The following is a 12,099-nucleotide window of genomic DNA, read 5'->3' as shown; positions in this document are numbered from 1 at the left end:
CTCAGTCGTCGTAGACAGATTGCGGCAGGTGAAATCCCTCCGGCAATTGCGATCCGTAGTGGCGCTCCTCCGGTAATGGCGGCGGAGGCTCGCGGTGCTTTATTGCGCAAGCCGCAAGCACGGCCTTCAGCTGCACGGGCCGGTAGTGTTCGACAAGGCTCGGAAGTGTCTCTTGCTTGTCCGTCTGTCGCGACATCGCGGGCTCCTTGGAAAGGTCTCTCGCCACCGAGCGACAGTGCCAGTCAACCGACTGTGTTGCAACAGATGCCGCGCGATCGACGGTCCCGAGGGGGCCATCGCCTCCGCCATACCTGCCGCGAGCGACCCACAAGATATTCGGGTAAACTGTGGCGCCTGCCCTTGCGTCCGTAACCGCTCACCCTACCTCTGCAGCGCTGCCAGATGGCAGGCAACACGCAGCGAGGACACGACTATGCAGGGCACCCTTTCGAAACTCGGCCTGAGACATCCCCTGATCGTCGCGCCGATGGCCGGAGGTCCTTCGTCGCCGGCGCTCGTGGCAGCCTCTTCCGCCGCCGGCGCGCTCGGCTCGATCGGCGCGGCCTATTCGAGCCCGCCGGCGATCGTAGAGTTCGCCCAGGCCGTGCGTGCCCGGACAGATTGTCCCTTCGCCATAAACCTCTTCATCCAGCATCCGCAGCCGAAGATCGACGCCGCGGCGCTCGAGCGCGCCCGGCGCGCGACGGCGGGATACCGCGTCGAACTCGGCCTGCCCACGCCGGAATTTGCAGCGCCCTACGAAGAGGATTTCGACGCGCAGTTCGAGGCGGTGCTGCGGGCAAAGCCTGCGGCGCTGAGCTTCGTCTTTGGCGTTCTGCCCGCCGAGCACATGCGCGCTGCTCGTGACGCAGGAATGCTGATCATCGGCACGGCAACGACGCCCGAGGAAGCCCTGGCACTCGAAGAGAGCGGCGTCGATGCCATCACGCTGCAGGGATACGAGGCCGGCGGGCATCGAGGTATCTTCGACCCGTCCGCCGAGGACAGCGAAATCGGCCTTGAAGACCTGCTCGCCTGGAGCCTGGGAAAGGTCAAGGTACCGCTCATCGCCGCGGGGGGGATCATGACGGGTTCCGACATCCAAGCCGTTCTGACAAAAGGCGCCAGCGCCGTGCAGATGGGTACGGCCTTCCTCAAGACCGCCGAAGCTGGGACGTCGGCCCCCTATCGCGCGGCGCTAGAGGGCACGGAGCGGAAGACGCGAACGACGCGGGCCTTTTCCGGCCGGTTTGCGCGCGGCGTCGAAAACCGTTTCATGAACGAGGTGGATGCCGCCGCCGTAATGCCCTTTCCGGCCCAGAACAAGTTCACGCGTGACATCAGAGCGGCGTCCACCGCGAAGGGGTCGCCAGACTTTCTGTCCTTGTGGTCGGGAACCGGCAAGGGCGAGCTTTGGCAGGGCTCCGCGTCCGATTTGATCGCTCGCCTCTTTCCGGCGTAGCTCAGAAGTTACAGCACTCTCCTATGCAGTGCTGTCGGCCCTTTACTTCCGCCGTCTTGCAGACGAATTCTTGCTGATTGACGTCATCTCTTGCGAAAGTCGGCAGAATGGATCGTATCGATGCGATGAAGGTCTTCGTCACGGCGATTGACGAAGGCAGCCTTGCGGGTGCGGCCCGTCGGCTGAAGCGATCGCCAACGGCCGTCAGCCGCGCGCTGAACCTGCTCGAAGCCCATGTCGGTGTCGAACTGCTGCACCGGACGACCCGCTCGCTGAAACTCAGTGAAGCGGGCCAGCGCTATGCAGCCGCCTGCCGGCGGGTGCTGGTCGATCTCGAAGAGGCCGATATGCTCGCAGGCGGCGAGCGCGCGGCTCCGCGCGGCACGGTAACGATCTCATCGCCGCCGATCCTCGGTGAAGAGATGCTGCGCCCGATCCTCGACGACTTCCTCAATCTCTACCCGGCGGTTTCGGCCAGGTTGCTGCTGCTCGACCGCTTCGTGAACCTTGTCGACGAAGGCGTCGATATCGCGCTGCGCATAGGGCACCTCGCGGATTCTTCGCTGATCTCAACACGCATCGGCGGCGATATCAGGCGCGTCGTCGTCGCTTCCCCACGCTATCTCGCCAGTCATCCCCGCATCGACGAGCCGGCAGACCTCGCCAAGCACCAGATCGTCGCCTTCACCAATTTCGGCCTTGATTCCTGGACCTTTACGCCGGCCGAAGGTTCGCTGATCCCGCGCACGGTACAGTTCACGCCGCGCTACATCGTCAACAGCGTGCGCGCAGCGGTCGATTCCGCCGTTGCGGGCACCGGCCTTACCCGGCTCTACTCCTACCATGTCGCGCGCCATGTCCACGACGGACAGTTGAAGATCGTGCTGGCCGATGCCGAGCATCCGCCGATGCCGGTTCATCTTCTTGCACCGCAGGGCCGCATGTCGGTTCCCAAAGTTCGCGCCTTCGCGGATTTCGCCTTGCCGCGTCTCAGGACCGAGTTCGCACGCATGGCGATGGAAGCTGGCACGCTTGACTGATTATGCCGAATTTCGGTTTATTGACTGCCGATTGTCGTCAATTCTCGCACAGATCGGATGGGTCTAAATCTGATTGCACCAACGCCGAGGGCGAAGGGACGGGCTGCACGAACGCCCGTTGCAATCGAAGAAGGATCACATCCATGAGCAACGAACAGAAGGTCGCCATCATCACCGGTGCATCGCAGGGTATCGGCGCCGCCCTGGTGCAGGCCTACCGCGATCGCAACTACCGTGTCATCGCCACGTCGCGCTCGATTAGGGAGAGCGCGGATGCGGGCATCCTCGCCGTTGCAGGCGATATCGGAAATCCCGAGACCGCCGAGCGCGTCGTGCGCCAGGGCCTCGAACGGTTCGGCCGCATCGACACCCTGGTCAACAATGCCGGCGTCTTCACCGCCAAGCCGTTCACGGACTTCACCCAGGAAGACTACGACCTGAACATGAGCGTCAATGTCGCCGGCTTCTTCCATATTACCCAGCACGCCGCCCGCGAGATGCTGAAGCAGGGCTCCGGCCACATCGTCAGCATCACTACCAGCCTCGTCAACCAGCCGATCGCCGGCGTGCCCGCCGCGCTCGCCTCCATCACCAAGGGCGGCCTGAATTCGGTAACCCAGGCGCTCGCGATCGAATTCGCGACTTCAGGAATTCGCGTCAACGCGGTTTCGCCCGGCATCATCAAGACGCCGATGCACGCGCCGGAAACGCATGCGGCGCTTTCGACACTTCACCCGGTCGGACGAATGGGCGAGATCCGCGATATCGTCGACGCCGTTCTCTACCTGGAGGGTGCCGGCTTCGTAACGGGCGAGATCCTGCATGTGGACGGCGGCCAGAACGCCGGACGCTGGTAGGCCCGTAACTCTCCAAACAAACGCGGCACCTTGGGTGCCATCAAGTTCCAGAAAGGAGACGGCAATGCCGATCGTAACAGTTCAGGTGACCCGCGAGGGCACCACGCCGGAGCGTCAAACGGTGACGGCGGAGGAAAAGGCCGAGATCATCAAAGGCGTCAGCCAAGTGCTGCTCGACGTGCTCAACAAGCCGCTGGAATCGACCTATGTGGTCATCGAGGAAGTCGACCTCGACAATTGGGGCTGGGGCGGCCTGCCCACCGCCCAGTATCGCGCGCAGATTGCTGCAAAAGCTAAAGCCTGACGCGATCAGCCACAGTTCCCACGACCCGCCGCTTGACAGCAAGCGGCGGGTTTCCTTTGTGAAATTGTGTCGAAATGTATCTGCAGGCGCTTGCATTACATTCGCATGCAAGTCTGGATGTTGCGAACACACCGACGACATATCCAGAGCGTCAACCAGACAGAGCAAGTGGCACAGCCCCCTCGCCCAGAAGCGGCGGCACCATGCGAAGACCAAACCGACTTGAGGAGTTTGCTCGATGGAGCATATCGACCATGTGCTGATTGTCGACGACGACCGAGAGATCCGGGAACTCGTGTCGAGCTACCTGAAGAAAAACGGCCTGCGCGCGACCGCGGTCGCCGACGGGCGACAGATGCGCAGCTTCCTCGAAGGCGATACCGTCGATCTGATCGTCCTCGACGTGATGATGCCGGGCGACGACGGGTTGGTGCTCAGCCGCGAGCTGCGCGCCGGCAAGCATAAAGCGATCCCGATCATCATGCTAACCGCCCGCTCGGACGAGATGGATCGCATTCTCGGGCTCGAAATGGGTGCCGACGATTATCTCTCCAAGCCATTCTCCGCGCGCGAACTGCTGGCCCGTATCAAGGCCGTGCTTCGGCGCGCGCGCATGCTGCCGCCCAACCTGCAGATTTCGGAGGCCGGGCAGTTGCTGCGCTTCGGCCGATGGAAGCTCGACACGACGGCGCGGCACCTGATCGATGCTGATGGCACCGTGATCGCGCTGAGCGGAGCGGAGTATCGGCTGCTGAAGGTGTTCATCGACCACCCCCAGCGCGTGCTCAACCGCGACCAGCTGCTCAATCTCACGCAAGGCCGCGAGGCCGATCTCTTCGACCGCTCGATCGACCTGCTCGTCAGCCGGGTCCGCCAGCGACTCGGCGACGACGCCCGCGAGCCGGCCTACATCAAGACGGTGCGCAGCGAAGGCTATGTCTTCTCGGTGCCGATCGAGATCGTGGAGGCGCGCGAATGACCGCGAACGCTGCTGAAAGAGGCTTTCGACTATGGCCGCGCACGCTCAGGGCGCGGCTCTTTGTTATTCTGCTGGCCGGCCTCGCCATCGCACATGTGATGTCGTTCACAGTTCTGTTCTTCGAGCGCTACATGTCAGCCAAGTCTGTCATGTTCAACACGCTCGAAAACGACATAGCGACCTCGATCGCAATCCTCGACCGCCTGCCCGCTAACGAGCGTGCCTCCTGGCTCAAGCGCCTCAGCCGCGACAACTACGGCTTCATTCTCGGACCGGGCGTGCCCGGCAACGCGTCGGTCGATCCGGCCACCGCGGAGCTTTCCGCCAACATCCAGCGCGCGACCGGCCCGAAATATCCGGTCACCGTCGAGACGATCCCTGGCGATCGCCGCCACGTGCAGGCGCATCTGACATTGAGCGACGGCTCGCCGCTGACGATCGACGTCTATCCCAAGGGGGTCATGCCGCTCGCCGACTGGCTGCCTTACGTGCTGCTGGCGCAACTCGCGCTTCTGCTTTTCTGCAGCTGGTTTGCCATGCGGCAGGCCGTCCGCCCGCTCGTCAACCTTGCCGCAGCGGCCGACACGCTCGACCCAAACCGCAACACGCCGCGGCTCAGTGAGACCGGCCCGACGGAGGTCGCCTATGCGGCAACCGCTTTCAATGCCATGCGCGACCGCATCGCCCAGTATCTTGAAGAACGTGTCCAGATCCTTGCAGCCATTTCCCACGACCTGCAGACGCCGATCACCCGCATGAAACTGCGCGCGGAGATGGCCGAGGATTTCGCCGATCGCGAGAAGCTGATCCAGGATCTCGGCCAGATCGAAAGCCTGGTGAAAGAAGGCGTTGCCTATGCCCGCAGCGCCCACGGCAATGTCGAGAAATCGACGCGCGTCGACCTCGCCTCATTTATTGAAAGCCTCGTCTACGATTATCAGGACACCGGCAAGTCCGTCAGCGCCAGCGATATCGATGGCGGCACGGTCACAACCCGGCCGCAGGCGCTCAGGCGCATTCTCACCAACCTCGTCGACAACGCGCTCAAATTCGCAGGCAGCGCCGAGATCGAGGCACGGCGGCTTGCTGACGATACGGTGGTTATCAGCGTGCTCGACCGCGGGCCGGGCATCCCGGATGATCAACTGGGCGCCGTTTTGAAACCCTTCGTCCGGCTGGAGGATTCCCGCAATCGCGAGACCGGCGGGACCGGACTTGGTCTCGCCATCGCCCAGCAGTTGGCAGTCTCCATCAACGCGTCTCTGACCTTGCGCAATCGTGACGGCGGCGGCCTTTTGGGCGAGCTGGTGATCCGCCCTCAGTAGAGAGGAGTTTCATAAAACGCCGTATAATGCGATATAAAACAATCGCATATATTATTTTCCTAATGTCACGATTGAGATCAAAAGCTCAAGAAGACAAAGCTTGCCGGGCTCGGCCACGCCCATGGCCGATGCAAAAGAGCGGCGACCCTGACGGTCGCCGCTCCGGAGGTGACAAGAGGTAGTGCTGATCAGACGAGATTGATCGTCACGTCAATGTTCCCCCGGGTCGCCTTGGAATAGGGGCAGGTCTGGTGCGCGGCATCGACGAGCCGACGCGCGACGTCGGCGTCGATCCCCGGTAGGCTGACATTCAGCCGTGCCTTCAGGAAGTAGCCGCCGTCGCGATTCAGCAGATCCACTTCGGCATCAACGGCGACGTCGGCGGGAAGCGCGACCTTCGACTGGCCAGCCGCCAGACCGATCGCGCCGATGAAACACGCGGACCAACCGGCGGCAAAAAGTTGCTCCGGGTTCGTCCCCGGCCGGGAACTGCCGGGCGTGGAAAGCTTGGTGTCCAGGCGTCCGTCGTCGCTGCGGGCAGCGCCGTCGCGGCCGCCGGTCGTGTGGGTCTTGCCGGTGTAGAGTACCTTTTCAGCTGCGCTCATGGTGTTTTCCTTTCAACAGGTTTGCCGTCCGGGCCCGATTGCCCTGCGACTGTCGAGACGCATCTGGCGCCCTCAAAATGTATCGGATGTTTCATCGACGCCCGAAAATGTATGGAAACCTGCCCAGGTGCCGGCGCCGATACACGCTGATACGAAGTCCATCCGAAAGTGGTTGTCGCCCATTGCGCCACACCAGCATGACGCGGCGCCGCATCCGGCGGGCCCTGTCTCCAATCACCGCGCACAAAAAAACGCGGGGCCGGCGAACCGGATCCCCGCGCCTCCACGCAATCTGCGGGAGAAAAACTAGAAACGATCGACGGCGACAATTGCCTCGGCAAAAGCGAGCGGCGCCTCCTGCGGCAGGTTATGGCCGATGCCGCCGGCAAGCAGCCGATGCTCGTATCTGCCGGAAAAACGCTTGGCGTAGGCGGCGGGATCGGGATGCGGCGCGCCATTGGCGTCGCCCTCAAGCGTGATGGTCGGGACGGTAATGGTAGGGAACTGCGCCAGCCGCTTTTCGAGGTCGTCGTACTGTGCTTCCCCCTCGGCCAGGCTGAGCCGCCAACGGTAGTTGTGGATCGAGATATCGACATGATCGGGGTTTTCAAGCGCCTCGGCACTCCTGTCGAAAGTGGCGTCGTCGAAGTTCCACTTGGGCGAGGCAAGCTTCCAGATCAGCCGGGCGAATTCCTTTCGGTTCTGCTTGTAGCCCTCATAGCCCCGCTCGGTGGCGAAGTAGAACTGGTACCACCAGGCAAGTTCGCCCTGCGGCGAAAGCGGCTTCCTGTTCACCTCCTGGCTGCCGATGAGATAGCCGCTGACGGAGACCAGCGCCTTGCAGCGCTCGGGCCACAGGGCCGCGATGATGTTGGCGGTTCGCGCACCCCAGTCGCAGCCGCCGATGACCGCCTTCTCAATCTTGAGCGCGTCCATCAGGGCAATGATATCCGTTGCGATCACAGCCTGCTGGCCGTTCCTCGGAGTGTCGGCAGACAGGAACCGGGTCGTGCCATAGCCGCGCAGATAGGGAACGATGACGCGATAGCCGGCATTGGCGAGCACCGGCGCCACGTCCACATAGGTGTGAACGTCATAGGGCCAGCCGTGCAGCAGGATCACGGCAGGAGCATCGCTGGCGCCAAGTTCGGCGTAGCCGACGTTGAGCACGCCCGCATCGATCTGCTTGAGGACGGGGAAGGACTTGTTCGTGCCCGGGGCGACGGCCGGTAGGCGCGGCGCCTCACCGGCTCCCGCTTGCGCTCTGACCGCGCCAGCCGATGCGAACTGCGTTGCCGCCAACGAGAGTGCGATTGCGCCGATGAAACGACGGCGCGGGTGGTTGATTTCGTCCGACATTGACTACCCTCCGGGGAACTGAACTGGCATCACGAATGGAGTGCTGGTGTATCTGGGGCGTGTGCTTGGCGGCGTCCTATTGAAAGCACGTGTAGAAACGGCAGGGGCTGGATACACGGCGATACAATCGCATTTTCAAGGCAGGTTATTGCTGTCAGGCAACGCCTTCGCGTGCATTGCGGCGGATCGTCTGGGGCGGCTGCCCGAGCGTGCGCAGGAAGGCCCGGCGCATGCGGTCGCTATCGGCAAAACCGGTCTGCTCGGCAATCACGTCCATCGAGTGACGCCCCTGCTCCATCAGGAGCCGCGCGGCTTCCACCCGCAGATGCTCGACCGCTTTTGCCGGCGACTGGCCGGTCTCCGAACGGAAGGCGCGGCTGAACTGGCGCGCACTTAAGCCTGCGGCATCCGCGAGTTCGTCTACCGAGAGGACGTTTCGCAGGTTCGCCTTGGCGTAATTGACCGACTTCTGAATGCGGTCGGACTTCGGATCGAGTTCCAGCAGGGCGGAAAACTGCGATTGGCCGCCGGCGCGCCGGTGATAGACGACGAGCTTGCGTGCCACCTGACGGGCGACATCCTCGCCATGGTCCTTCTCGATCATCGCCAGCGCGAGATCAATGCTTGCCGTCATGCCGGCCGAGGTCCACACGCTGCCATCGACGATGAAGATACGATCCTCCTCGACCTTGACCTCGGGAAATCGCTCGCGCAGTTGACGGGCGAACACCCAATGGGTCGTGGCGCGACGACCGTCGAGCAGTCCTGACTCGGCGAGCATGAAGGCGCCTGTGCAAGGGGCTGCCACCCGGCGCGAGACCTCCAAGGCATGGCGCGCGAAGGCGGCGAGTCCCGGCGTTACCGGCTCGATCACGGTGCCCGCGCCGAACATGACGGTGTCATAGACCGCGTCGTCGAAGGCCTTCGTGAGCACGCCGAAGCCGGCGGACGCCTTGACCTCGCCGCCGGCCTCCGACAGCAACTCGATCGCATAGGCTGGTTCGCCAAGCGTCAGGTTGGCGATCTCGAAGGCGGTGACCGCCGCGAACCCCATGAGCTGAAATCCCGGAAAGACGACGTAGCCGATCCTGTGCATCTCACACCACCCCTGTCCGACTCTGTCTGGAATGGCCGCTTATAGCAGATTTACGCCATGGAGGAAACGCGACGGTCATGGCCGGCGCTCATTCGGGAAGCGGCTTGCCCGCATGTTCGGCCACCATGTAGGCCGCATACCAATCCGGCCAGTTATGGTCGTGCTCACCACCGTTGCGCTTCTCGTGCTCGCCATGGGCGGCGGCAGCGCGACGCAGGGCCGCCGCAAGGTCACCGACGGAAGCAAAGTCCGTCACCTCGGTATCCACACGCCCGGGCAGACGTTCGGTCACCTCTTGCAGCAGCCAGCCGTTGCCGTCGGGGTCGCTGAAGGTGGCATAGGAGCGGTAGCTGCGGCGCGCGGGATCGCGTCCGCTGATCGCTGGCTTTCCGGGGCCCTCGCGGTGGAAGATGTCGCTGACCTCGGCGCCCCGTTCGACGAGTTCCGCACGCGCGGCTTCGATATCCGAAACGACCAGATAGAGGCCGCTCGCCGAACCGGGCGTAGCCGAGGTCAGCCCGGTGCCGAAGTGGATCGATGCCGGCGAGCCCGGGGGAGTGAACTGCACAACGCGAAACGCATCGCCGACGGGAAAGTCGGCATCGAGCCGCCAACCGAGGCGACCGTAGAAATTTTTGGCGCGATCGACATCCGCGACCGGAATGACGGCGACCTCGAACTTCAGATCGACCGATGGTGCTCTGTTGTTGCTATCTGCACCTGTCATGACACTTCTCCTTTGTTGCGACGGTGGGGCGCGCTTTCGCACGCCTCTTCCTGTCAGCTCGGTTGACGCAGTGACTTGAATGAAGCCCTCAACTCGTCGACTAGGGCTTGCGGCTGTTCCCAGGCTGCAAAGTGCCCGCCCTTGGCGAGACGATTATAATGGATGAGCTTGGGGAATGCCTTCTCCGCCCAGGATTTTGGTGCCTGATAAAGCTCGTCCGGGAAGGCGCTGACGGCCACCGGGATCTGCACGCCCTTCGGCTGGAAGAAGGCAAGCTTGTTTTCCCAATAGAGCCGTGCCGACGACACGGCGGTATTGGTCAGCCAGTAGAGCGTGACATTGTCGAGCACGTCATCGCGCGTCAGCCCTTCCGGCTTGCCATCGAAGACGCGGGCGATCAACTCGTAGCTGCGGGCATCGTGGTCGAGCATCCAGCTCGCAAGCCCGATCGGCGAATCCTCAATCGCATAAAGCGTTTGCGGACGTTTGCTCATCTCCTGCGCATAGGACAGCCCGTTCCGGTAGAAGAAGTCGAGCTGCTCATAGGCGCGGCGCTCGTCGGCCGAAAGGTTCGCTGGTGCCGGCTGGCCGGCATCGAGGCTCTTCTGGATCTCGTCAGGCACGGTCGCCGGCATGTTGGTGTGGATCCCGAGCAAGCCCGCCGGCTGCTGCAGCGCCATCTGCTCGGTAACAGCGTCGCCCCAGTCGCCACCCTGCGCGACGTAATGGGAATAGCCGAGACGCTGCATCAGCACTGCCCAGGCGCGCGCGATCCGGACAGGGTCCCAGCCGCGCTCCGTCGGTTTGCCGGAGAAGCCGTAGCCGGGAAGCGAGGGGATGACCACGTCGAAAGCATCGGCTTCCGTGCCCCCATGCGCGTTCGGATTGGTCAGGGGATCGATGATCTTCAACTGCTCGATGATCGAGCCCGGCCAGCCGTGGGTGACGATGAGTGGCATCGCGTTCTTATGCTTGGAGCGCACGTGAATGAAGTGGATGTCAACGCCGTCGATGTTGGTCACGAACTGCGGCAGGTCGTTGAGTGTCTTCTCCACGCGGCGCCAATCGTAGTTTGTTGCCCAATAGTCGGCGAGCTTCTGCATGGTGGCAAGCCGCACGCCCTGGGTGCCGTCCGCCACCAGTTCGCGATCCGGCCACTTGGTCGCCGCGATGCGCTGCTTGAGGTCGGCAAGTGCGGCATCACTGGCGTGGAATTGGAAAGGGCGGATGGATTCGTCCGTGGCCGGTTTGGCAGCCGACGTGATTTGGAAGTCGCCGCCGGCGGACACGCCCGCCGCTTGAGCGGCGAGCGGAGGAAGCAGGATCGCGATCGCGCCCGACAATGCCAAGGCGGCCAGTCGGCGGTTTTGGACAATGGGCATGGAACGTCTGAACATCATCATTCTCCTGGTTCGATTGGCGAGGCGGGGAACCGCCTCGAAAGTCCGGGTTGGGAGGTTGCCGGAAGGTGAGCGGGCGCTAGCTCCCGATACGGTAGCGAGCAGCCGGCGTTTTCCTGGAAAGGTTCGGCATCAGCTTCTGCCGTGCGGCCTCATAGTCTGCCCAGTCAGCGGCATCCGGCAGCGCTGGGATAGTGATCACTTCGCCCTGGTCGAGGCCGGCAAGTGCCGCGTCCACCATGTCCTCGGCGCGCATGACGATCTCGCTCGGCACGTGTTCGATGGGGGTGCCGGCAATGCCCCAGAAATCGGTGGCGGTCGCACCCGGCAACACGGCCTGGATGCGGATATTCTTGTCGGCAAGTTCCTTTTGCAACGACAGGGTGAAGGCCAGGACGAAGGCCTTGGTGCCACCATAGACGCCGTTCAGAACTTCCGGCGCCACGCCGACGATCGAGGCGATGTTGATGATCGTGCCAGTGCTGCGCGCCGCAAATCCGGGTGCCACCGCATAGGTCAGCCGCGTCAGCGCGCTGACGTTGAGCGTGATCATCTCGTCCATCTTGTCGACATCGGAGGCGAGCAGCGGCGCCGTCGCGCCGACCCCGGCATTGTTGATCAGCATCGTGATGCTCGCATCGCTTTCGAGGATCTTCTCGACCCGCCTGACATCATCCCTGTTGCCGAGGTCCGCAGCGACGACTTCGATGGCGCGGCCGGTTTCGTCCGCCAGCCGGCGGGCTAGATCGTCGAGGCGTACGCGGTTGCGCGCGACGAGAATGAGGTCATATCCGCGATGTGCCAGGCGGTCAGCATAGATCGCGCCGATACCGGACGAAGCACCGGTGATCAGTGCAGTGCCTTTTGATTTGCTCATTTCAAGCTCCTTTGCTTGGGTTGGAGCCTCGATGGTACGGCCGAAAGATCGCGTCTCAAATGTCATAA

Annotated in this window: 13 protein-coding genes; 6 read left to right on the top strand and 7 right to left on the bottom strand. The window is 63.0% G+C overall.

Features of this window, described 5'->3' with window-relative positions:
* Position 1: 1 nt before the first annotated feature.
* Positions 2 to 196, bottom strand: a complete 195-nt coding sequence (locus AC3WVQ_RS23885) for a hypothetical protein (protein WP_034799687.1) — start codon at positions 194 to 196, stop codon at positions 2 to 4.
* 237 nt (positions 197 to 433) lie between these two features.
* Between AC3WVQ_RS23885 and AC3WVQ_RS23880 the strand changes: the two genes are divergently transcribed.
* The 6 genes from AC3WVQ_RS23880 to AC3WVQ_RS23855 all read left to right on the top strand — a co-directional run bounded on the left by AC3WVQ_RS23880 (position 434) and on the right by AC3WVQ_RS23855 (position 5,967).
* Positions 434 to 1,462 (top strand): NAD(P)H-dependent flavin oxidoreductase, encoded by a 1,029-nt coding sequence (locus tag AC3WVQ_RS23880; RefSeq protein ID WP_435383328.1) that lies wholly within the window; start codon positions 434 to 436, stop codon positions 1,460 to 1,462.
* 107 nt (positions 1,463 to 1,569) lie between these two features.
* Positions 1,570 to 2,502 carry a LysR family transcriptional regulator gene (locus tag AC3WVQ_RS23875; RefSeq protein ID WP_060586309.1) on the top strand — a complete coding sequence of 311 codons (933 nt, stop codon included), beginning with the start codon at positions 1,570 to 1,572 and terminating at the stop codon, positions 2,500 to 2,502.
* A gap of 143 nt (positions 2,503 to 2,645) precedes the next feature.
* Positions 2,646 to 3,359: an SDR family NAD(P)-dependent oxidoreductase gene (locus tag AC3WVQ_RS23870; protein ID WP_492383049.1), complete on the top strand. Its 714-nt coding sequence runs from the start codon at positions 2,646 to 2,648 to the stop codon at positions 3,357 to 3,359.
* Between the two features lie 64 nt (positions 3,360 to 3,423).
* Positions 3,424 to 3,663 (top strand): tautomerase family protein, encoded by a 240-nt coding sequence (locus tag AC3WVQ_RS23865; protein WP_060530353.1) that lies wholly within the window; start codon positions 3,424 to 3,426, stop codon positions 3,661 to 3,663.
* Between the two features lie 238 nt (positions 3,664 to 3,901).
* On the top strand, positions 3,902 to 4,642 hold the full coding sequence (locus tag AC3WVQ_RS23860) for a response regulator (RefSeq protein WP_034799675.1): 741 nt from the start codon (positions 3,902 to 3,904) through the stop codon (positions 4,640 to 4,642).
* Positions 4,639 to 5,967 carry a sensor histidine kinase gene (locus AC3WVQ_RS23855; protein WP_268087698.1) on the top strand — a complete coding sequence of 443 codons (1,329 nt, stop codon included), beginning with the start codon at positions 4,639 to 4,641 and terminating at the stop codon, positions 5,965 to 5,967. The genes AC3WVQ_RS23860 and AC3WVQ_RS23855 overlap by 4 nt, the downstream gene beginning before the upstream one ends.
* 188 nt (positions 5,968 to 6,155) lie before the next feature.
* Here AC3WVQ_RS23855 and AC3WVQ_RS23850 read toward each other — a convergent pair whose 3' ends face one another.
* The 6 genes from AC3WVQ_RS23850 to AC3WVQ_RS23825 form a co-directional block, all read right to left on the bottom strand.
* Positions 6,156 to 6,572 (bottom strand): organic hydroperoxide resistance protein, encoded by a 417-nt coding sequence (locus AC3WVQ_RS23850; protein WP_034799671.1) that lies wholly within the window; start codon positions 6,570 to 6,572, stop codon positions 6,156 to 6,158.
* 306 nt (positions 6,573 to 6,878) lie between these two features.
* Positions 6,879 to 7,931: an alpha/beta fold hydrolase gene (locus AC3WVQ_RS23845; RefSeq protein ID WP_060586318.1), complete on the bottom strand. Its 1,053-nt coding sequence runs from the start codon at positions 7,929 to 7,931 to the stop codon at positions 6,879 to 6,881.
* A 154-nt stretch (positions 7,932 to 8,085) separates the two neighbouring features.
* The gene (locus AC3WVQ_RS23840) at positions 8,086 to 9,027 is read right to left on the bottom strand and encodes a GlxA family transcriptional regulator (RefSeq protein WP_192445861.1); all 942 of its coding nucleotides are present in this window, start codon (positions 9,025 to 9,027) and stop codon (positions 8,086 to 8,088) included.
* A gap of 88 nt (positions 9,028 to 9,115) precedes the next feature.
* Positions 9,116 to 9,754, bottom strand: a complete 639-nt coding sequence (locus AC3WVQ_RS23835; RefSeq protein ID WP_060530350.1) for a VOC family protein — start codon at positions 9,752 to 9,754, stop codon at positions 9,116 to 9,118.
* A gap of 53 nt (positions 9,755 to 9,807) precedes the next feature.
* A complete protein-coding gene (locus AC3WVQ_RS23830) occupies positions 9,808 to 11,151 on the bottom strand; it encodes an epoxide hydrolase family protein (RefSeq protein ID WP_268087700.1) in 1,344 nt (447 codons plus the stop codon).
* 82 nt (positions 11,152 to 11,233) lie between these two features.
* The gene (locus AC3WVQ_RS23825) at positions 11,234 to 12,031 is read right to left on the bottom strand and encodes an SDR family NAD(P)-dependent oxidoreductase (RefSeq protein ID WP_192444869.1); all 798 of its coding nucleotides are present in this window, start codon (positions 12,029 to 12,031) and stop codon (positions 11,234 to 11,236) included.
* Positions 12,032 to 12,099 lie beyond the last annotated feature (68 nt).

The sequence above is a fragment of the Ensifer sp. EB106-05-01-XG146 genome, assembly GCF_058791875.1.
Note: the sequence above shows the minus strand (reverse complement) of the source record. Positions and strands in the feature narration are given on the sequence as shown.

Coding starts and splice junctions, on each gene's coding strand:
- AC3WVQ_RS23885 (WP_034799687.1), bottom strand. CDS start 196: ATGTCGCGACAGACGGACAAGCAAGAGACACTTCCGAGCCTTGTCGAA.
- AC3WVQ_RS23880 (WP_435383328.1), top strand. CDS start 434: ATGCAGGGCACCCTTTCGAAACTCGGCCTGAGACATCCCCTGATCGTC.
- AC3WVQ_RS23875 (WP_060586309.1), top strand. CDS start 1,570: ATGGATCGTATCGATGCGATGAAGGTCTTCGTCACGGCGATTGACGAA.
- AC3WVQ_RS23870 (WP_492383049.1), top strand. CDS start 2,646: ATGAGCAACGAACAGAAGGTCGCCATCATCACCGGTGCATCGCAGGGT.
- AC3WVQ_RS23865 (WP_060530353.1), top strand. CDS start 3,424: ATGCCGATCGTAACAGTTCAGGTGACCCGCGAGGGCACCACGCCGGAG.
- AC3WVQ_RS23860 (WP_034799675.1), top strand. CDS start 3,902: ATGGAGCATATCGACCATGTGCTGATTGTCGACGACGACCGAGAGATC.
- AC3WVQ_RS23855 (WP_268087698.1), top strand. CDS start 4,639: ATGACCGCGAACGCTGCTGAAAGAGGCTTTCGACTATGGCCGCGCACG.
- AC3WVQ_RS23850 (WP_034799671.1), bottom strand. CDS start 6,572: ATGAGCGCAGCTGAAAAGGTACTCTACACCGGCAAGACCCACACGACC.
- AC3WVQ_RS23845 (WP_060586318.1), bottom strand. CDS start 7,931: ATGTCGGACGAAATCAACCACCCGCGCCGTCGTTTCATCGGCGCAATC.
- AC3WVQ_RS23840 (WP_192445861.1), bottom strand. CDS start 9,027: ATGCACAGGATCGGCTACGTCGTCTTTCCGGGATTTCAGCTCATGGGG.
- AC3WVQ_RS23835 (WP_060530350.1), bottom strand. CDS start 9,754: ATGACAGGTGCAGATAGCAACAACAGAGCACCATCGGTCGATCTGAAG.
- AC3WVQ_RS23830 (WP_268087700.1), bottom strand. CDS start 11,151: ATGTTCAGACGTTCCATGCCCATTGTCCAAAACCGCCGACTGGCCGCC.
- AC3WVQ_RS23825 (WP_192444869.1), bottom strand. CDS start 12,031: ATGAGCAAATCAAAAGGCACTGCACTGATCACCGGTGCTTCGTCCGGT.